This is a genomic window from Arthrobacter sp. JCM 19049 (genome assembly GCF_001310435.1).
Genome location: NZ_BAXF01000013.1, coordinates 1 through 19,412, shown reverse-complemented (window position 1 = coordinate 19,412; position 19,412 = coordinate 1). Strand labels below are relative to the sequence as shown.

16 protein-coding genes, 7 pseudogenes and 1 riboswitch are annotated in these 19,412 nt (G+C 61.8%); of the genes and pseudogenes, 14 read left to right on the top strand and 9 right to left on the bottom strand.

Features of this window, described 5'->3' with window-relative positions; all coding sequences use genetic code 11:
- A pseudogene (locus JCM19049_RS17905) lies at positions 1 to 570 on the bottom strand (IS3 family transposase); the annotation flags it as partial.
- Between the two features lie 285 nt (positions 571 to 855).
- Here JCM19049_RS17905 and JCM19049_RS17900 point away from each other — a divergent pair.
- The 3 genes from JCM19049_RS17900 to JCM19049_RS01675 are packed head-to-tail and all read left to right on the top strand — an operon-like array spanning position 856 to position 3,012.
- A complete protein-coding gene (locus JCM19049_RS17900) occupies positions 856 to 1,338 on the top strand; it encodes a DNA cytosine methyltransferase (protein ID WP_279402232.1) in 483 nt (160 codons plus the stop codon).
- A complete protein-coding gene (locus JCM19049_RS01680; RefSeq protein WP_374700203.1) occupies positions 1,277 to 2,026 on the top strand; it encodes a DNA cytosine methyltransferase in 750 nt (249 codons plus the stop codon). Before JCM19049_RS17900 ends, JCM19049_RS01680 begins: the two co-directional genes overlap by 62 nt.
- Positions 2,023 to 3,012, top strand: coding sequence for a DUF4928 family protein (locus tag JCM19049_RS01675; protein WP_279402229.1), 990 nt, complete (start codon positions 2,023 to 2,025; stop codon positions 3,010 to 3,012). The genes JCM19049_RS01680 and JCM19049_RS01675 overlap by 4 nt, the downstream gene beginning before the upstream one ends.
- A gap of 230 nt (positions 3,013 to 3,242) precedes the next feature.
- On the opposite strand, the gene JCM19049_RS22970 is transcribed toward JCM19049_RS01675, so the two are convergent.
- The 4 genes and pseudogenes from JCM19049_RS22970 to JCM19049_RS17890 all read right to left on the bottom strand — a co-directional run.
- Entirely contained in the window at positions 3,243 to 3,356 is a 114-nt protein-coding gene (locus JCM19049_RS22970; protein WP_374700204.1) for a hypothetical protein, read from the bottom strand.
- 51 nt (positions 3,357 to 3,407) lie between these two features.
- A complete protein-coding gene (locus JCM19049_RS22965; RefSeq protein ID WP_054820605.1) occupies positions 3,408 to 3,617 on the bottom strand; it encodes a DDE-type integrase/transposase/recombinase in 210 nt (69 codons plus the stop codon).
- Positions 3,524 to 3,940, bottom strand: a complete 417-nt coding sequence (locus tag JCM19049_RS17895; RefSeq protein ID WP_279402228.1) for an IS3 family transposase — start codon at positions 3,938 to 3,940, stop codon at positions 3,524 to 3,526. The genes JCM19049_RS22965 and JCM19049_RS17895 overlap by 94 nt, the downstream gene beginning before the upstream one ends.
- A gap of 316 nt (positions 3,941 to 4,256) precedes the next feature.
- Positions 4,257 to 4,402 (bottom strand): annotated as a pseudogene (locus tag JCM19049_RS17890) (response regulator transcription factor); the annotation flags it as partial.
- Between the two features lie 96 nt (positions 4,403 to 4,498).
- On the opposite strand from JCM19049_RS17890, the gene JCM19049_RS01665 reads away from it, so the two are divergent.
- The 7 genes and pseudogenes from JCM19049_RS01665 to JCM19049_RS17875 all read left to right on the top strand — a co-directional run.
- Positions 4,499 to 5,143 carry a M15 family metallopeptidase gene (locus tag JCM19049_RS01665; protein WP_279402227.1) on the top strand — a complete coding sequence of 215 codons (645 nt, stop codon included), beginning with the start codon at positions 4,499 to 4,501 and terminating at the stop codon, positions 5,141 to 5,143.
- A gap of 116 nt (positions 5,144 to 5,259) precedes the next feature.
- Positions 5,260 to 5,376: riboswitch (SAM riboswitch) on the top strand.
- A 40-nt stretch (positions 5,377 to 5,416) separates the two neighbouring features.
- Positions 5,417 to 6,112: a hypothetical protein gene (locus JCM19049_RS01660; protein WP_279402226.1), complete on the top strand. Its 696-nt coding sequence runs from the start codon at positions 5,417 to 5,419 to the stop codon at positions 6,110 to 6,112.
- A 126-nt stretch (positions 6,113 to 6,238) separates the two neighbouring features.
- Positions 6,239 to 6,937: a 4a-hydroxytetrahydrobiopterin dehydratase gene (locus tag JCM19049_RS01655; RefSeq protein WP_279402231.1), complete on the top strand. Its 699-nt coding sequence runs from the start codon at positions 6,239 to 6,241 to the stop codon at positions 6,935 to 6,937.
- Between the two features lie 196 nt (positions 6,938 to 7,133).
- Positions 7,134 to 7,523 carry a hypothetical protein gene (locus JCM19049_RS17885; RefSeq protein WP_279402225.1) on the top strand — a complete coding sequence of 130 codons (390 nt, stop codon included), beginning with the start codon at positions 7,134 to 7,136 and terminating at the stop codon, positions 7,521 to 7,523.
- Complete coding sequence (locus JCM19049_RS01650; protein WP_279402224.1) at positions 7,457 to 8,404, top strand: AI-2E family transporter; 948 nt, start codon at positions 7,457 to 7,459, stop codon at positions 8,402 to 8,404. Before JCM19049_RS17885 ends, JCM19049_RS01650 begins: the two co-directional genes overlap by 67 nt.
- A gap of 108 nt (positions 8,405 to 8,512) precedes the next feature.
- On the top strand, positions 8,513 to 9,352 hold the full coding sequence (locus tag JCM19049_RS17880; RefSeq protein ID WP_279402223.1) for a D-serine ammonia-lyase: 840 nt from the start codon (positions 8,513 to 8,515) through the stop codon (positions 9,350 to 9,352).
- 45 nt (positions 9,353 to 9,397) lie between these two features.
- Positions 9,398 to 9,889: pseudogene (locus JCM19049_RS17875) on the top strand (pyridoxal-phosphate dependent enzyme); the annotation flags it as partial.
- A 124-nt stretch (positions 9,890 to 10,013) separates the two neighbouring features.
- Here the strand turns inward: JCM19049_RS17875 and bcp are convergent.
- Positions 10,014 to 10,489: pseudogene (gene bcp, locus JCM19049_RS01640) on the bottom strand (thioredoxin-dependent thiol peroxidase).
- A 222-nt stretch (positions 10,490 to 10,711) separates the two neighbouring features.
- Between bcp and JCM19049_RS01635 the strand changes: the two are divergent.
- Together JCM19049_RS01635 and JCM19049_RS01630 are read left to right on the top strand one after the other, a co-directional pair.
- Positions 10,712 to 11,026, top strand: coding sequence for a 4a-hydroxytetrahydrobiopterin dehydratase (locus JCM19049_RS01635; protein ID WP_054820602.1), 315 nt, complete (start codon positions 10,712 to 10,714; stop codon positions 11,024 to 11,026).
- Positions 11,027 to 11,157: 131 nt separating this feature from the next.
- Positions 11,158 to 12,529 (top strand): annotated as a pseudogene (locus JCM19049_RS01630) (NAD-dependent succinate-semialdehyde dehydrogenase).
- Between the two features lie 554 nt (positions 12,530 to 13,083).
- On the opposite strand, the pseudogene JCM19049_RS01625 reads toward JCM19049_RS01630, so the two are convergent.
- The 3 genes and pseudogenes from JCM19049_RS01625 to JCM19049_RS01620 form a co-directional block, all read right to left on the bottom strand.
- Positions 13,084 to 15,073: pseudogene (locus JCM19049_RS01625) on the bottom strand (hydantoinase B/oxoprolinase family protein).
- A gap of 3 nt (positions 15,074 to 15,076) precedes the next feature.
- Positions 15,077 to 15,523, bottom strand: a complete 447-nt coding sequence (locus JCM19049_RS22010; RefSeq protein ID WP_306420622.1) for a hypothetical protein — start codon at positions 15,521 to 15,523, stop codon at positions 15,077 to 15,079.
- 206 nt (positions 15,524 to 15,729) lie between these two features.
- Positions 15,730 to 17,130: pseudogene (locus JCM19049_RS01620) on the bottom strand (hydantoinase/oxoprolinase family protein); the annotation flags it as partial.
- A 186-nt stretch (positions 17,131 to 17,316) separates the two neighbouring features.
- On the opposite strand from JCM19049_RS01620, the gene JCM19049_RS01615 reads away from it, so the two are divergent.
- Positions 17,317 to 18,675 (top strand): PucR family transcriptional regulator ligand-binding domain-containing protein, encoded by a 1,359-nt coding sequence (locus JCM19049_RS01615; protein ID WP_054820601.1) that lies wholly within the window; start codon positions 17,317 to 17,319, stop codon positions 18,673 to 18,675.
- Positions 18,672 to 18,824 carry a helix-turn-helix domain-containing protein gene (locus JCM19049_RS17870; protein WP_279402222.1) on the top strand — a complete coding sequence of 51 codons (153 nt, stop codon included), beginning with the start codon at positions 18,672 to 18,674 and terminating at the stop codon, positions 18,822 to 18,824. Before JCM19049_RS01615 ends, JCM19049_RS17870 begins: the two co-directional genes overlap by 4 nt.
- Positions 18,825 to 19,412: the final 588 nt, after the last annotated feature.

Genomic DNA, 19,412 nt, shown 5'->3' with positions numbered 1-19,412 from the left:
CGGGCCCGGGCAGTCTGCTGGCGGCGGTGCATCGTCGCCCTGCTGACCCCTGACAAGATGCTGGCCTGCCGGGTGGACACCCCGCCGCCGACCAGCCGCTGGTAGGTCTCGGCGAGCAGTGAACGGCTGCTACTTCGAATCCGCGCTCTTTTAGATCTGCTCCAAGAGCGCGTGCGCTTTTCCCATGATTTCCAGCGCAGTCTGGGTGGTGGCCAGCTTCTGCTCGCTGACGGCCAGCTACTTTTTCAACCGGGCGATTTCCGCTTGTTGCTTGCTCAGCTTGCCCTTCTTGGTACCGGTGCCGCCGCTGGTGCCAGCATTTTCGTCGAGGATTCCCGCGTCGCGCAGCCTGCGCCACTCGACAATCTCCGAGGAATACAGGTCATTGGCTCGCAGGTAACCACGCCCCTCGCCGCTTTGGATCGCCTGTTCATAACCCTGCAGGTAGGCGACTTTTTGGGCTGGGCTGATCGTGCGGCGTCGCGGCTGGTCCGGTCGGGGCTGGGTGGCATCCATGGTCCCATTCTCCGGGATGGTGCCGCTGGTTGAATGGATGGAGGCGATGCTCATGGTGGAGGACTGTCCTGTTCCCACCCTGTCGGGGAGCGTAACTTGCTATGAATTGGTGGTCTCACTCAACCCTGACCGACAGGGCTTGGGGGAAGTAACGTTATAGCCCGATGCGATCGTGAAGAGCCAGATGACCTGGGGTCCGTCGATAACGATTTGAGGCTCAGGCGCGGGAATGCAGTGGCTCGGCCCGCAAATGGACCTGACCAATTGCCGTTTGATGACAGGAGTCACGGGACTAAGTATTTAGTCGTCTTCGCGATGTAGATTAGAAACGTGGACAACATGAAAGTGCTTACCCCAAGTGAACGACCGCTAAGAGTCGCCGAATTCTTTGCCGGCATTGGGCTGGTGCGGGCAGGTCTCGAACCGGCAGGTTTCGAGGTTGTATGGGCAAATGATTACGAAAAGTCGAAAAAGGAGATGTACGAAGGAAATTTTGGTGCTTCTACTCAATATCTACTCGGGGACGTTAATGACATTACCGTTGAACAATTGCCCGAAGATCTCGACTTGGCCTGGGCAAGCTTCCCGTGCACGGACCTCAGTCTGGCAGGCGGACGCAAAGGACTAGCCGGCATTCAATCTGGTACTTTCTGGAAGTTCGCGTCGCTCATCAACGAGCTACGCGAAAAAAGGAAAGCAACCACGAGTCATAGCCCTGGAGAACGTCGTTGGGTTGGCGACTTCTCATGGTGGCGACGACATGGCGTCCCTGATTCAGGAATTAAACAAGCTCGGTTACTCTGTCGACGTTATCACTCTTGATGCACGGCGGTTCGTCGCGCAGAGCCGTCCGCGCCTCTTTATTGTTGGTGCTGTCGAACCGCCTGTTGAGCTAGATGAATCGATCAACGATTATCGCCCTGAGTGGCTCCAGCACATCTTCGCAGACGAACTGCTTAAGACCCATCGGGCAAGCCTTCCGAAGCTCGATGATCCGTTAACGGACGGGCTGGAACAGTACGTTGAGCGGATGTTGGATACCGATGAGCGGTGGTGGGATGAAGTGCGCACTAAGAAGTTTCTCGATTCGTTATCTGATATCCAAGATGAGCGGCTCCAGGCACTTAAGCAGGGGCAATCAACTGTGTACCGAACTGCTTATCGCCGCACTCGCGGAGGCGTGCCGACTTGGGAGATCCGTGCAGATGGCATTGCAGGATGCCTCCGCACGCCGGGTGGTGGAAGCTCCAAGCAGGCTTTAGTCAAAGTCGGCCGCGGTAGAGTAAAAGTTCGCTGGATGACGCCCAGGGAGTACGCCAATCTGATGGGAGCCCCTGACTACGAACTGGCTGGGTTACGCAGTAACCAAATTCTTTTCGGCTTTGGAGACGCCGTCTGTGTGCCCGCCGTTCAATGGATTGCGGAGCACTACTTGCGCCCCTTAGTGATGGGCCACGACAAGATGGCCTCAACCAGGGCGAGACCTGAACTGGCAACGGTGGCGGGATGACAACTCCGGATATCGAAGTTATTTCGGCCGTTCTCAAACAAACTGCAGAGAAATGGCTAGATTCAGCGCGAGATGTCTCGGGAGACGTCAAACCTGGGATTATGGCAACCGGTCTAACTGTGACAGGGCATCTCCTAAAACGCTTTCCCCTGGAACCAGCGGATGTCGCCACAGACTCCCAGATTAAAGGTGCTGGCGGCCCAGCTGTTAAGAGGATTCTTGCCGAATTTGGTGAGCATCGACCTTTTCTCCGTGAAGGGGGACGCACCTCACGAGAAAACCGAACGCGTGGATTGCAACTTGCTGCCGACTACTCAGAGGCTGCGGAGGGCATCGGAATTGAGAAGCTCGCGCCCGAGGAACGAACAGCAGTAGTCGATTTTGTGCGAAGCTGGTTTGTTGAAGTTATTCGGGACGAGTACTTTTCTCGACAACGGATTAGCGCAGACATATTTCCAACTGACCCTGTTGGTGTCGCTGTCGGTGCCCTCATCGAGGCGGCGAATGATCGCGGCGGGAATATAGGCGGAGCTGTTGCTCAACACCTCGTCGGGGCCAAGCTGAGTCTACGCTTTCCGGAAGAGCTAATCGGCAACGACAGCTACACGACTGCTGATATCCAGACAAGCCGTCAAGGTGATTTCACGGTTGGGGATACTGCCTTTCACGTGACGATGCGCCCCACCCCGCACCTTATGGAAAACCGGTGTAAGGAAAACCTGAGGCACTCTTATCGACCAGTGGTCTTGGTGCCAGGACGTTTTGTGGCGACCGCCGTGGGGCTTGTTGAACTGGCTAGCCTGAAAGGGAAGGTCAACGTACTCGGCATTGAGGATTTCGTAGGGCTTAATGTGGAGGAAATGGCAGTCTTCCGTGCAGACCTGATCCGTTCTGGGTTAAGAAATTTGCTTGAGCGCTACAATGAACGTGTCTCGGCAAGCGAAGTTGACCCATCTCTCTTGATTGATATTCCGGCAAATCTTTAACGTCGTAAAGACGCGCGATATGCTGACGGTTCTGCGCTTTTTGAGGATTCCCATTAATGGATAAATTGCAATTGATCAGGTTGGCGCTGCTAACGCTTCACCCATGCGCTACTGCGTAGATGTACCATCAATCGAGGTTGATTTCGAGAAGTCGTTAGGGTGAAAAACCTCGGCGCAATAACTGTTCGAATGGGGGTGACCCCCGGGAAGTGGACACCGGGGGTAAATCGCTAAGCAGCGAGCTCCATCATAACCTCATGATCCCGCTCGAAATCAATCGGTGATTGATAACCCAACGAGGAGTGCTTCCGACGATTGTTATACCGAACGATCCACCGGAACACCTCGCGCCGACAGGCTCCTTGGAAGCCCACCCGTTGGCTCCTTGAAGGGTCTCACGCTTCAGCGCCGCGTTGAACGATTCGGCCCATCGACTGCACCACACCCAATCGCCGACACACCGTCTGGAACTGCGAGGAGGTGTACTGCCGTCCATGATCCGTGTGCATCCTCACGCCCTCCAATCCACCACGGGCCAGTGCGGCGGCTTCCAGGGCCTCGACGACCAGCTCGGTACGTAGGTGATCGGTGATCGACCACCCCACCAGGTGCCGTGAACACACATCCAGCACCGTCGCCAGATACAAGAACTTCCCCTGCGCGCCGTAGGCAAGTAGGTGATGTCCCCGACGAACAATTCGCCCTGCGCCTGGGCGGTGAAGTCACGGCGCACCAGGTCCTTGAACACCTGTGCTGCGGGATCCTTGAGCGGGGTGGACTTCGGCTTACCCAAACGTACACTAACGATGTTGTGATGACGCATTAACCGGGCCACCCGCTTATGGTACACCGGGTCGCTGACCAGTGGGTCCTCGGCCAGTTCCACGCTCATCCGCCGGTAGCCCAAAGCCCGGTTCCGCTGCCGCAACGCCTGGTTCTCGGCTTCGGCGCGGGCCAGGCGCTCTTCAACACTCAGCTGCTCGGTAGGCCTTGGAGCGCTGCCGCTGGACTGTTGGGTAGGGACCCCGCGGCGGTGCCGGTTCTGACGGACCCAGGTCCTTGGCTGTCTGGGAGTATCCCAGCTCGGGGTGAGACTCGCATAGCTTCACCGTGTCGACCTTGAATTGGGCGGTGTAGGTGTTCTTCGGCAAGGTGTTCTCCTTGATTTCTTGACCCTATTATCAGTCAGTCTCAAGGTGTCGACCACTCGAGGGCTACCCCCCATAGCTCCTTTGAGAAGTTCTGATGGCGATGCCCGAGGCATCGATGTCCAGACGTTCCAAGGCTGTATCACCGTCCCCGGCAATATCTGCAGCGATGGTTCCAGGCGCAATCCGTCACGGATCGCCTCCGCCATCAGGAGTTCGTCCTCGACGATCAGTACACGCATAGCCCCAATCGTACGAGCCGGATCATATTGCGGGCATATCAAAATTTCGATACGGCCCGGCAACAGGACGCCGCATTGACTGGTTCCATGAGAAAAATGCGACCGGCCAAGCGCCGCAAGAAATCCCTCCTGACCAAAATTATCCTGGTGCTTCTGGCGCTGCTTACCACCCTGTGGGTGCTTGCGTTGGCCCTAACGCTCGGAACCCGAAGTGACTGGAGTCCCTCATCCATGGCGGCAACCGTGACTTCGGTGGTCCAGGGAGAACAAGAATCAAGGGCAGGTGCACTAGGGGTGGCTGGTGGGGATGTGCCTTCAGGAACCACCCTGCAGTCCCGGGTACCAGCCGTGCACTACTTGAGTCCGGACCTGCGCGAGGCGATGAATGAGGCAGAATCCGACGCCGCCAAGGATGACATCAAGTTCATCGTCAACAGTGGCTGGCGCTCGGAAGCATTTCAGCAGCAGCTGCTGGACGAAGCGGTAGACCGGTATGGGTCGAAGCGTGAAGCCGCCCGGTGGGTTGCAACTGCGCAGACTTCACCGCATGTTTCCGGCAATGGGATAGACATCGGATCCTATGACGCGCGGGCGTGGCTAGGCCAGCATGGTCGCTACTACGGACTGTGCACGGTGTACGAAAATGAGCCGTGGCACTTTGAGCTGCGCCCCGAAGCGGTCAGCCAGGGCTGCCCCGCCCCGTACACGGACCCGACAGAAGACCCTCGGCTGCAGCGCTAGAAACACGAATTAGGTGACAAGTGGACCGTTCCTTCGACAATGAACAATCCACAGTGAGCATTCGCGGCCTCCGAGGACGCCAAACCGTCGGCCCGGACGCATAGGATGATTCCCAGGTTCACGAGCTGCAGCGATAAGCACCTGGCTTGCTGCACGGCAACCCTCCTCAACCGAGCGGGGTGCCCCAGGGGAAGAACCGGTCCGCGGCACCAGCCGCCGGGCAAGTCGGTGGAACCCGCGGCGGAGGTAAATTCTCCGTCGCCGGGTCCTCCCATGCGAGGGGAACAACAATTGTCTGAAAACGGACGCAGCCAGCACGAGAACTTCAACAAGGAACATGCGCAGGACTTCGAGGCCTGGCGCCGGGAGCTTTACGGTGATGATGTTGTTGGCACGGAATCGGCCGCGAAGATCTATCAGGCCATGAGACTGCGTGCCGACGGCCGGGCCGAGCTGGTTCGGGGAGGCCCGCTAGAGATTCCGGTCGACAAGTACGGTCTGCCGGCAGGCATCAAGGGTGAACCAACGGTAAAGGAACAACTGGACCTGCGGTGGGATGCCGCACTGTTGGAAAACCCGTACGCGCCACCGTACGTCCCGCGTCCGAAGGGAAATTGGCTCATCGTCAAGAGCCAACGGTCCGCAATGCTGCTGGATGGCGAACTGTACCGCGGGCATGACACGGAACGGTACATCCACAAGTGGATGCGCGCCGGGTTTACCTCGGAACTGTACTGTCTACTGCACGCGAAGCTTGAAAGCGTCTTGGAGCGCTGCCGGAGCAAGGCGAAGTGGGCAGGGCGTGAGGATTGGTTCGAGGGCCGGTTGGCCGAACTGAATCTTTCCAGCGGGAGCCTCGGCGCGAACGGCGCGAACCTCAACCCCGAGCACTGGCAGGACCTACCGGGCCTGCTGGTCCGCCTGCCGATCTCGGTAGCGATGGAGAAGATCCTCCTGCTGGGTATGTAGACCGGGACAGGGGGCGGAGCCTGCTTCGACAAGCGACGGCGCATTGGACGCGCAACGCTGGCAATTGGCTAAAGGGCCTTCTTTCTTCTCCAGGGGCGCGGCAAGCTGAGAACGACCGTGGCCATTATGGTCACGGTCGTTGGCTCCATCCGCAGAGAGGCAAGAACAATGTCAGGCAAAGATGTGCTGTCAACAGACGAAATCCAGGCACGGCTCTCACAATTGCCGCACTGGCGCTACGGGCTGGGGTCCTTGCGGACCGCTTTCAAGTGCCCGAGCTCGGCCGCCGCGATTCAGCTCGTGTCGGCGATAGGCGCGCTGGCCGAGGAAGCCGGACATCATCCGGACGTGGACTGGCGTTATGACACGGTGTTCGTCAATCTGGTGTCCCACGATGTCGGCGGAGTGACGTCACGGGACTTCACCCTGGCCACCCAGATCTCCGACCAGGCCGAAACCTTTGGTGCCCAAGTGGACCTGGGCCTGGTTCGGACGGTGGAAATCGCCATCGATACCGAAAACCCGCAACAGATCTCCAAGATCTGGCAGGCGGCCCTGGGCTATGAACAGGCGGCGGACGGTGCGCTGACCGACCCGCATGGCCGTGGCCCGGCCATCTGGTTCCAGGAGACCCAGACGCCGAACCAGAACCGATTCCACGTTGATGTGACGGTGCCCCACAGCCACAGTGGCGACCTGCTGGAGACGCTGAAAACCACCGACGCGGAGTTCGACTACGAGTACGCGCCAAGCTGGGTGATTGTCACGGACAAGCAGGGCAACCGGCTGTGCATTTGCACCGAGGCCGAGTCCGGCCGCGAATAGCCGGTTGCGGGGTGCAGCGCCGCTGCATCTGCGGCGGCACGAAGATGAAACGGTGATGTCGACGGGAACGGTACTCGGCTGAACCGGCAGTGCAGGACCTACCGGGCGCGACTGCTGCCCGACCCACTATTGGCCGATGGTAGGAGCGACCATGGCTTTCTTTCGCAGGCGTACATCAGGCAGCAGGAAAACACGGGTGGAGTCCTCCCCGCTGGATGAACAGGCGTGGGCCTCGGTTGAGCGCCCCGCGGTGACCTTCCAGGGATTGTGGACCGACCCGCTGGGCAGGCTCGGCACCCGGTGCCTGCAGCTGCTGATCATCGGCGTGATTGCGGGCCTGGTGGTCCTGGGGATGCTGCGGCTGACCCTGATCGTGATTCCCACCCTCATCGCCGTGATCCTCTCCTGCGCCTTGTGGCCGTTGGTGATTCGGCTGCGCCGGGTCATGTCCCCGCTCTTGGCCGCGTGGACCGTCTTCCTTGGCGCGCTGCTGATCCTGGGAGCATCGGCACCGGGCTGGTGTTCTCGGTCATCAACCAGTGGCCCACCCTGGTCGAGCAGGCCGTGGAGGGGTTCAACCAGCTGAACTCCACGGTCCAAAACGTGGTGGGCGGACTGCCGTTCAGCATTGACGGGCAGCAGCTGGATGACGCGGTGCAACGGGTGACCGCGTTCATCACCAGTTCCGAATTCGGGACCGGGGCGCTGCACACCCTCACCGCCGCCGGCAGCCTGGTCACCGGAACGATCCTGCTGCTGGTCATCCTGTTCTTCTTCCTCAAGGACGGTGACAAGATCTGGGCGTTCTTTGTCTCCTGGACGCCCGCCCACTTCCGGCACACCTGGATTCTTTCCGGGGACCGGGCGCTGCACACCTTTGGCGGCTATATTCGCGGCACCGCGATCGTGGCCGCCGTGGACACCGCAGGCATCACCCTCACCCTGCTGATTTTGCAGATACCGCTGGCCCTGCCGCTGGGGGTGGTTGTCTTCCTCGGCTCCTTCATCCCGCTGGTCGGCGCGACCGTGGTGGGGGTGCTGGCAACTTTGGTGGCGCTGGTGACCAACGGTTTGGTTAGCGCGCTGATTGTGCTGGCCGCGGTGATCCTGGTGAACCAGCTGGAGGGCCACTTCCTGCAGCCGGTGGTCATGGCGCACACCCTGAGCCTGCATCCCCTGGTGGTGTTGATGGCCTTGACCGCCGGAACCGTGCTGGGCGGAATCGTCGGTGCGGTGGTGGCCGTGCCGTTGACCGCGGCGGGGTGGCGGGTGGTGAAGGTGTGGACCGGCAGGGAAACCAGCGATCCAGTGCCCCAGGCCCGTGAAGACATTGAACATGTGGAGGAACTACAGGAAGAGGAAACGAACGCTGCCGAACAGGAGAAGCAGGAAGCGGCCGAACTTGCCGAGCAGGCCGAGGAGCTGAGCGGGGAACAGCAGCCTGAGCGCGCCGAAGGCCGGGACTGACCTGCTTTATTCGCGGGACCAAAGAGCAACATGTGCGTCCGCCGAACGCCCGGAAACGGCACTGAGCGGTCCTGCTGCCCGTGGTTACACTGGCAGCAGGACCGCTCAGTGCCAACCCTGGAAAGGACCACGGACACGATGACACTCAACATCGACAAGCTGCTGGAAGACCCGGTGGTCGAAGCCATGTCGCAGGGCAAGGAGACACTGTGGTTCCGCCAGAGCCACACCCCGACCGCGCAGGCCCTTGACTCCAGCGGACTGAACGCCGATCTCATTGAGGACGCCCGACAGCGGTTTGAGCGCTTTGCCCCCTGGTTCGTGCGCCAATTCCCGGAAACTTCGATCAGCTACGGCATCATTGAATCCCCGGTGCACGTACTGTACCACCTGCAGGCCGAGCTGGATGACCGGCTGGGAAGCCAGCTGCCGGGTAAGTTGTGGATGAAGCGGGACGACATGCTGCCGGTGGCCGGTTCGATCAAGGCCCGCGGCGGGATCCACGAGGTGCTGCAGGTGGCCGAACGGATCGCGGTGGATGCCGGGGTGCTCAAACCCACGGACAACTACGCACGGTTCGCCGACGCGGACGTGCGCCAGGTGCTCGGGGAGCACGGAATCATGGTTGGCTCCACCGGAAACCTGGGTCTTTCCATCGGGGTGGCGGCCGCCGCGCTGGGGCTGCGCACCACCGTGCACATGTCCGCCGACGCGCGCTCCTGGAAGAAGGAGCTGCTGCGTTCCCGGGGCGTGAGCGTGGTGGAACATCCCGGGGACTTCACCGAGGCGGTGGATGCCGGGCGGGCCGAAGCGGAGCCGATCCGAGCGTTCACTTTGTGGATGATGAGAACTCGATGGCCCTGTTCGCCGGGTATTCCGCGGCCGCGCACCGGCTGGCCGGTCAGCTCAGGGCGCTGGAGGTGCGGGTCGATGAGGAACATCCCCTGATGGTGTACCTGCCGTGCGGGGTCGGCGGCAGCCCGGGGGAGTGAGCTTCGGCTGAAGCACCTATTTGGGGATGCGGTGCGTTGCTTCTTCGCCGAACCCACGCATTCCCCGGCGGTGACGCTGGGGGTTCGGACCGGTCTGCATGAGCGGATCAGCGCGTTCGACCTGGGATTGGACGGCAAGACCGCGGCCGACGGCCTGGCGGTGGCGCGTCCCTCCGAGCTGGTGGGCGGGGCGCTCGCCGACGTGGTGGATGGCTATGCGACGGTCACCGACCAGAAGATGCTCGCCCTGACCGCGCTGCTGGCTGACTGCGAGGACATTCGGGTGGAACCCTCGGCCACGGCCGGTCTGCTGCTGCCCTGGCGGGTGGCGGGCGATCCCGATTTCCGTGGAACCAGCGGGCTGAGCGAAACCCAGTGGGCCAACGCCACACACCTGGTGTGGTCCACCGGTGGGGCGATGGTGCCGGAGAAGGAAATGGACGGGTACCTCCTAGAGGGACGCCGGGAGCTGCAGCAGGTCCAGCTGGGCTAGGTTCGGGCGCACCATCTGGGATTGCCGGGCAGGGAACGCAAATGCCGCGGGTGGGCGAAGGGATTCTTCGCCCACCCGCGGCATCGTTGCTCAGGCGCTTCAATTTACTGGAAGCGCGGCCGTGCTACACCCCGAGGGTGTCGCGCAGCCGGGCCACGTGGCCCTGGGCATCCACGCCGTATTCGGCGTGGCTGATGTTCCCCTGGGCATCGACCACGACGGTGGAGCGCAGGGTGCCATCGAAGGTGTTGCCGTTGACGGTCTTTTCACCGTATGAGCCGTAGGCCTTGGCGACCTCGTTGTCCGGGTCGGAGAGCAGCGGGAAGGTCAGGGACTCATCGGCGGCGAACTTGGCAATGTCCTGCGGGCTGTCCGGGGAGATGCCCAGCACGCTGTAGCCGGCGCCTGCAGCGAGTTCAGGTTGTCCCGGAAGTCGCAGGCCTCGGTGGTGCAGCCCGGGGTCGCGGCCTTGGGGTAGAAGTAGACAATGACGGACTTGCCGGCGTAGTCCGAGAGCGAGACGTCCTGACCCTCGCTGTTCTTCAGGGTGAACGCCGGAGCCTGCGCGCCGGTCTGCAGGGGAGTGGAGACTGCAGCCATGGGAAAACCTACTTTCATCTAGCGGGAAATTATTTTCATTCTAGTGATACGGCTCTCCATTTTCTAGGGCAAGTTAACGATGTTGCGTCCGCTTTCCCGGCTGCCCGCGTTCTTCCGGGTGCGGGTCTATTCCCCACACCGGGCGCATCCGGTGGCACACTGGAAACATCTGACCGCCCGAACACCGTCCTGGCCTGATTCACTGTGAAGCCGAGGAGAGCCATGTCCCCTGACGAAGTGCTGAACACCGAGGAGCTGGAGCGCAACCTGCAGCGCCTGCCCGGCTGGAGCTATGAAGCGGGCACGCTGCGGACCCGGGTTGCCTGTGCCAGCGCGCAGCAGGCGATTGACCTGTTTGCCGAAATCGCCGAACTGGCGCAGCAGGCCGAGCACCATCCCGACGTGGACTGGCGCTATGACAAGCTGCTGATCGCCTTGACCTCCCATGACGTGGGCGGGAAGATCACCGCCCGGGATGTGGCCCTGGCCCAGCAGATCAGTCATGCGGTGCTGGCCGCGCAGGCGGACCTCGGCTAGGGCGTTCGCCCTGCGCTAAGGCACGTCATTCTGGCTTTTGCCGCTGTTTTCCCGACGCGATCCGTGAAATGGTGGGGATATATCCGCGTCCCGTGGTGGCCTTGCGGATTCCCCAACGTTGAAGGAGCAGCATGTCGACCTATGCAGTGACCAACCCCGCTACCGGAGTCGTAGAGGCAACCTACCCCACCGCCAGCGACGCCGAGATCCAGGAGGCCATGGGCGCGGCCCACCAGGGCTTCACCACCTGGTCCACCTCCGAGATCTCCGAGCGCGTAGCGCTGCTGGAGCGGGTGGCCGACATCTACGAGGAACGCGCGGAGGAACTGGCCGCGATCATCACCCGCGAGATGGGCAAGCCGGTGCGCCAGGCCCAGGGCGAAATCAGCATTGTCGCCTCCATCTACCGCTACTACGCCAAGAACGGTCCGAAGTTCCTGCAGGACGAGGAGCTTGAGGTCGCCAGCGGCGGCAAGGCGCTGGTGCGCAAGGAAGCGGTCGGTGTGCTGTTGGGCATCATGCCGTGGAACTTCCCCTACTACCAGGTGGCCCGCTTCGCGGCGCCGAACCTGATGAACGGCAACACCATCCTGCTCAAGCACGCCCCGCAGTGCCCGGAATCGGCGCTGGCCATGGAGCAGATCTTCAAGGACGCCGGCGCCCCGGAAGGCGCCTACGTGAACATCTTCGCCACCAATGACCAGGTGGCCGACATCATCGCCGACCGCCGGATCCAGGGGGTTTCGCTGACCGGTTCGGAGCGCGCCGGTGCCGCGGTGGCCGAGATCGCCGGGCGCAACCTGAAGAAGGTGGTGCTGGAACTGGGTGGTTCGGATCCGTTCCTGGTCATGGAGGATGCGGACGTGGCCCGCAGCGCCAAGCTGGGCATGCGCGCCCGCTTCGGCAACACCGGCCAGGCCTGCAATGCCGCCAAGCGCTTCATCGTGGACTCCTCGGTGTACGACGAGTTCTCCAAGGCGCTGGTGGACCAGGTGTCCGGCATCAAGATGGGCGATCCGACCGAGGCGGAGAACTTCGTCGGCCCCCTGTCCTCGGCCGCGGCCCGCGACGGGCTGGCCGCCCAGGTGAAGGACGCCGTGGACAAGGGCGCAACCGTGCTGGCCGGCGGCAAGCCGGTGGACGGGGACGGCGCCTACTTTGAGCCGACCGTGCTGGCCGGGGTCACCGAGGACATGCGTGCCTTCAGCGAGGAATTGTTCGGCCCGGTCGCCGTGCTGTACAAGGTGGACGGTGAGGAGGAGGCCGTGAAGCTGGCCAACAACACCGACTACGGGCTGGGTGCTCCATCCACACCCAGGACGCCGAGCGGGCTGACCGCATTGCCCGCCAGCTGGAAACTGGCATGGTGGCCATCAACGAGCCTCTGGCACTGCTGCTGAGCTGCCTTTCGGTGGTGTGAAGCGCTCGGGCATCGGTCGCGAGTTGGGCAAGTACGGCATGGATGAGTTCGTCAACCACAAGCTGGTGAAGATCTCCAAGTAGGTTTCCACCCGGAGACATGCGCGATGCTGGGGGCCGAGATGATTCCCGGCTCCCGGCACCGCCCGCCCTTAGGGGGGCGTTGGGAGCAAAGACTTTGAACAAGCAATACTTCCGCCTTGCCGCTCAAATACGCCGAAGAACCGAGCGCTCGTACCGTTGAGCTCGTGTTCCACGCACATCCGGATAGGAACACCGCACCGGCCAGATCAGGCGAGTCGGCGAAAGCTGGAACTGCGCAGCGAAACCCTGCCTAGCGGGGAACCCCGACCACGAGAACAGCGGTGTGACTTCTCTTTGAAGATACGGCGTGAGCCATCACATCCCGGATTATGAACACGGGCAGGGCCTGGACCTGTTGTGGATACTGCAATGAAGACCGGGAGAAGTTGCGATGATGAGGAAGACTAGGCCGTTGTCCCGGGCGAATCGTCTCAAACTGGTCGCCGATTGGCGGAAGCGAGGCGGTGCGTCACGGTCCTGACGGCCAGGACCGTGCCGCACCGCCGTGGCCGCACCTCAAGGTGCGACGGGTGGTGTCATGGCACGTGCTGGAGCTAGGCGGCCCAGTGGGCGGCCGATCGGCGCTGCATCAGCTGGCGGTATTCCGCGGTGGAGCTCTCCAGCAACTTGCCGGTGCCCCAGTGCAGGATCACACCGTAACGCCGGATCACATCGAGCATGTCCAGCTCGCCGCTGCGGTACCGCTCTGCCACGCCCTCGGCGTCCTCCTGCAGCCAACCATGGCGTCCGGCCCGAATCTCGGTGCGCAGCGCCGTGGTCTCGGTTTCCAGGATCCGGTAGTCATCCACCTCCGCGTCGACTTCCTCGATGATCACACCATAATCGGCGGCGGCCCGCTCAATGGAGACATACCCGTCGATGACGTCTTCCAGCACCTCTGCGGGGGTCCGTTCCAGCGGGTCCCCAAACCCGCCGCCGCCCGCCGAGGGGCGAGTGAAGACATCACCGGGCTGCAGCGGCACCGAGGAGAAAATGGAGCCCAGGAACTGTTCGTCCTCGGTGTCCCGGTTCAGCCACACCCCGTGCGGAATGGAAGGCAACCCGCCCTCAATGCCCCAGGTGATAGAACGCGATCGGTCGCAGCAGTAGCTCATCACGGTAGAATGCGCGTCCGTGAGCATGCCGCCCTTTTCAATCCCCAGCCCACCACGGTAGCGGCCCGGCCGGCGGAGTCGATGGCAATTTCATGCTTGGTGGTCAGCACGGGAGACAGGCGCTCCTGGCCCTCAACCGGCTGAACCGCCAGCCCCGGCCCGAAGACCGGCGCGGTAGCACTGGCACCGTCTTTGGTGGCCCGGCCGCCCCAGCCGCCGGCCATCCAGTCGTACCACATGAAGTAGTCGTCATTTGCGGTGCGCGCGTCTTTGCCACCCACCAGCAGGTATTCCAGGTTGAAAGCGCAGGCCATCGCTCGTTCGGGCATGATCTGGCTCCACAGCTCGAAGATCCCATTCATGATCTTCTCGTAAGGCCCGGAACAGAAACCGGTGACTGCGTGGGGCCAGCCCGCGTTCACCACGGAGCCCTCCTCACCAATCTCCGCCTGCACCGCAGCGTAGAAGCCCGAGTTTAACGGCACCTCAGGAAGAACGTCTTGGTCCCGGCATAGATTGCCGAATGGCTGGTGCCATAGCCGGAGTTCAGGAAGGTGGAAACCGCGGGAGCCGATCCAGACAGGTCATAATGAATTCCCTGACCGTCCAGCTTCAACTTGATCTTGATGGGAACCAACCCCTCGCCCTTGCCCGGATCCACATCCAGGTAGTCGGTGGTCTCCCACTCGCCCTGCGGCAAGCCGGCCAGCTGCCTGCGCACGATGCGTTCAACGTAGTCCTGGGTTTCCTGCATGGCGGTGACCACGGTGTCCTTGCCGTACTTGTCCACCAGGCGCAGGATTTCGCGCTCGCACACTGCCGTGGCCTCGGACTGGGCGTGCAGGTCGCCCATGGCCTGTTCTGGAGCCCGGGTGTTGGAGACCAGCAACTGCGCCACGTCGTGCAGGAACGTGTTCCTGGAGTAGATGCGGACCGGGGTGATGCGCAGGCCCTCGCCGAAGTGCTCGCTGGCGTTCACGTCGAAGGAGCCGGGGACGTTGCCGCCGATGTCCGCCCAGTGCCCCTTGTTTTGGGCAAACCCGATGATGCTGCCCTCGGAGAAGATGGGGCGGATGAAGGACACGTCGTTGAAATGGGTGCCACCGCGGTACGGGTCATTGATCGCGAAGACGTCCCCGGGGTGGATGTCGGTGCCGAACTGCTCCAGCACCGCCTTGCATTGGAAGTGTAGGGTTCCGACGTGCACCGCAATGTCTCCCGAGCCCTGCATCACGGTATTGCCCTGGGCGTCGCACAGCGCCGAGGAGAAGTCCCGTGAATAGATGACGAAGGAGTAGCAAGTGCGCAGAATCTGCTCGCTCATCAAGTCCACCGAGGTGGCGAACGCGTTTTTCAGCACCTCGAAGGTGACCGGGTCCAGGGCCCGCTTGGCCGCCTGGTGTACTGGGGTTTCAATTAACTGGGTCACGACTTAGCCTTCCGTGGAATTCTCAAGGTTGTGCAGGTGAATGCGAATGTTTCCCCAGCCGTCAATTTCCGCGGTGGTGTTCGGGGGAACGACGGTGGTGGAATCGAGCTGGTCGATGATGGCCGGGCCCAGGAACGTGGCGCCGGCCGGCAGTAGGCTACGCTCGTACACCGGGGTGTCCACCCAGCCGAGCTCGCCAAAGTATACGTTGCGCCGTGAGGCGGGGGTGCCCGGGTCGGCGTTCAGCTCGGTGGCCGGGACGAAGCCCGGCTTGGGCGTCTTGCCGATGGCGGTCAACCCCAGCTGGTAGATTTCCACCGGCTGGTCCTCCTGGCTGAATGCGAATTCACGCTCGTGCTGCTGGTGGAAGGTCTCCACCGCCAGCTGAAGGGCGCCAGGGCCAGTGCCCATCGGAACGGCCAGGGAACGCCACTGCCCGGCGTAGCGCATGGAGATCTCCCTTTGCAGCAGAGCGTCCTGCTCGCTGACGCCTCGTGACGCAGACGGGCCGTGGCCTCCTTTTCCAGCGCGGCGAACTCGGTCTCCACGTGTTTCGGATCGGTCTCCGAGGCCAGCGCGTTGAACATCACCGACAGGTCGTGACGGATGTCCACGAGCAGGCAACCCAGTGCCGAGGTGACGCCCGGGTTGGCCGGAACCACCACGGTGGGAATGGACAGTTCCCTAGCCACCTCCGCGCCATGGAGCGCGCCAGCCCCGCCGAAGGCGATGAGCGCGAAATCGCGCGGGTCATATCCACGGCGAATGGAAATCAGGCGGACGGCATCGGCCATATTGGCGTTGGCCACCTTTACGATCGAGTGCGCCGCCCCGGCGGTGCTCATGCCCAGCGGCTTTCCAATCACCCGGTCGATGGCCTCGAGCGAGAGCGTTTTGTCCAGTTCTCGGGCCCCACCGGCCAGCATCGTGCCCAACCGGTTCATGGCCACATTGGCATCGCAGTTAGTGGGTTCGTTGCCGCCGGTGTTGTAGCAGGCCGGGCCCGGAGAAGCTCCGGCGGATTGCGGGCCGTTACGCAGGGAGCCGGCGATGTCCAGATGTGCCAGCGAACCGCCGCCGGCCCCGATGGTGAGCACCTCGATGGATGGGAAGACGATGGGGTGGCCGTATTCGACCTGCCATTCCTTGGTGATGCGCAGTTCACCGCCGGAGATCAATGAGATGTCTGTGGAGGTTCCGCCCATGTCCAACCCGACGGCATTTTCGAATCCGCATTGCTGAGCCACGTGCTTCGCAGCGATGGCACCGGCGGCAATTCCGGAGGCGGCCAGCCGAACCGGGTAGCGCTTGACCATGCGCGGGGTCATGGAACCGCCCCCGGAGTGCAGCAACAGCAGGTCGCCCTGGTAGCCACCGGCCTTCAGCTCCTGCGCCAGGCGGTCCACGTACCCGGTCACCAACGGCGCCAGCACCGCGTTGGAGACGGTAGTGTTGAATCGATCGTGCTCAAAGATCTCGGGAAGGATCTCGGCTGAGGCGGAGACCGCAGTGTCCGGAAGCTCTTCCTGCAGGATCTCGCGCATCCGGATCTCGTTCGCCGGGTTGGCGTAGGAATTCAGGAAGCAGACCGCTACGGTGCTCACCTGGCGCTTGCGCAACAAGGCGGCCAGCTGCCTGGCCTCGATTTCGTCCAGCTCGGTCAGTACGTTACCTGCGTAATCGGTGCGCTCGGTCACCTCGAAGCGGTCGCGGCGACGGATGTAGGGGCCGGAAACATCGTTGTAGGCGTCCCAAAGGTCATCCTTGGTCCCGTCGCCAATCTCGATGGCGTCGCGGAACCCTCGGGTGGTGACCAGCGCGGCTTTGGGGAAACGACGGGTGATCAACGCATTGGTGGCCACCGTGGTTCCATGCGAGAACAACGATACGTCTGCCAGGTTAACGTTGGCGCGCTGCACTCCGCTCATGACCGCCTCCATGGGGTCATGAGGGGTGGAGGGAACCTTGGTGACGCGCATGCTCTGGGATTCATCGTCGAAGATGCAGACGTCGGTGAAGGTTCCGCCAACGTCAACGGCGACTCGTAAGTTGGCCATGTTTTCTCCTTGTGTGGCTTAGAAGTTCGTGTTATCCACTGTGGGATGTGACGTGCGTCTCTGTCACTGGTGGAAATCAAATTCCCGTGAGCGTAGATTGTATTTTCGACAACGACCTCGAAATGCCGGGACAGTTCCTGGCACGATTTCGGGAAGGGCGATGGGGTGGAGCGGCTAAGAGGGCCAGTGACGGTTCAGCAATTGCTGCAGGTTAAGTCCCTGGGAATGCATAAGGTGGTCGTGCCGCGTCCTGAACTTGCGGTGACCGGCGCCCACACCTCGGAGATCCACGAGCCAGCGCGGTGGTTTGAACCGGGGAACATGATGCTCACCACCGGGCTGCGCCTGGCCCCGGCGGATGAGCGTGCACAGATTGCGCAAGAATTGGCTTCTGCGCTGCGCAAGGCCCGTGTAGCGGCATTATGTTTTGGGCTCGGGGTGTACTTCGAACAGGTTCCAGTCGAGCTGGTCGAAGCCTGTTCCGCGGCAGAAATCAACCTGCTGACGATTGCACGAGACGTTCCCTTTAGTCATGTAGAAAAACATGTCAATGCCCTGGGGCCGGTGACCGAGGACTACGGAATCAAACGGGCCATGTGGCTGACCAATGATTTGCTGGACAGCATCGCCACCGACCAGCCAATTGCCTCGCTGATTCAGCGGGTAGCCTCCAGTTGCCGCGGGGCGGCCATGCTTTATGAAGACACCGGTAAGCTCATCGAATCCAGTGGCGATGGACCGGTGCACCTAGTGTTGACGGCCATCAGTGAACATGGAATGCAATACGAGCGAATCAGCATCGGCCGCTGGCGCGTTATGTATCGTTCCCTGGTCATGCGTGGTCGCGGGTATCACCTCGCCATTGCAAGCCGAAACGAGGCGGTTCTGGAAGAGGTAGGGGATCTGCTGTTGGACACTACCCAGAAGATGCTTGGTGCCATCAAGGGGCTACAGCATTTGGACACCTCGCGTCGCCGCCATGAGAGCGCACAACTGCTGACTAGCCTGCAAGATGGAATAGAGGTTTCCCGGGAACTACGCTACTGGGAGCTGATCAAGCCGTTCGGTTTTGAGCCGTACCAGCCAGTGCGCAGTGTGACGGCTGTGGTGTGTCATGAAGGAAACCTTGGTCCAAGGCGAGTGGATAACATCATCACGTCGGCGCAACGAGGGGGCGTAGCTCTGCTCTTCGCCGAAAACGGGAGCAGCCAGGACATCCAGGCTGGCTTCAATGCGCTGTTGCCCGATTCCCCTCGCGCGCTGGAGTGGCTCGAGTCCCAGCGCGAGAACCTCGCGATCGGCTTGGGTGAGGCTTCTGGTTCCCTATCGCGACTTCCGGAATTGTTGCGTGGGGCAGAACTGGCGGCAAAGGTCGCCTTGCGCGAAACCGTGCACCTGGTGGGTACCGAAGGCGTGATCATGAAGCGGACGAACTGGATCCTGCCACATGGGTGCTGGCACGGATCGATAGTCCACTGGACCGCCAACAACTGGTGCGCTTTATCGCTCCACTTCGAGATGAACCGGAACTGGAGGAGACATTGATTTCCTTCCTCGCCCTGAACCAGGATATTGGCCAAGTAGCTTCACGAATGTTCGTTCATCAGAACACGGTGCGATATCGCCTTCGCAAGGCTGCGGAGCTGCTTGGCGGCACCATCGCCGAGGCTCGCATGATGCGGGTCTATACCTAGCCTATGAGCGCCGAATTGTGGACCACCAATTGCGCAACCGTGATCTTGGGCCGTCTGAGGAACCACGAAACTAGGAAACGCTGTGTACATGACCTGCACGCTGGCATAGGAACTTGTGCGTTCAGGCAACAACCATTGACCGCAGGTATGACCCGGAGCTCATCCAAGCGGCAGAACACGGTCAGCTCAGGGGTGATGAGGATAGGGGGCAACGTCCGGGTCTGTTGAAAGCGACTTGTGTGGGAACTTTCTTTCTCGTGAAGACCCCGATTTTCTCCCTCCCAGCGGCAATCCGCAAATCCCGCCACCGGGCGCACTGGTTTACGCTCTGAACTGCGAAGGGTGGCTAACATGCGCGAAGGGCTATTGACACCGGCACTGCAAGTGTCTGCGGTAGCGTGGAGGCAGCCGCGGTAAACCGTGGCAGAGGCGGCAAGGGAAGCAGGGGTATGGGCTGGGTTGAGGTGATCCCGTTCCTGGCGGGACTGGGAATCATCACGCTGACCGCCCAGCTGCTGGTTGGATCCATGCGCAGCGGCAGCCTGCGGCGCAACGCCGCGGTGGGCCTTCGCACCCGCGCCACGCTGG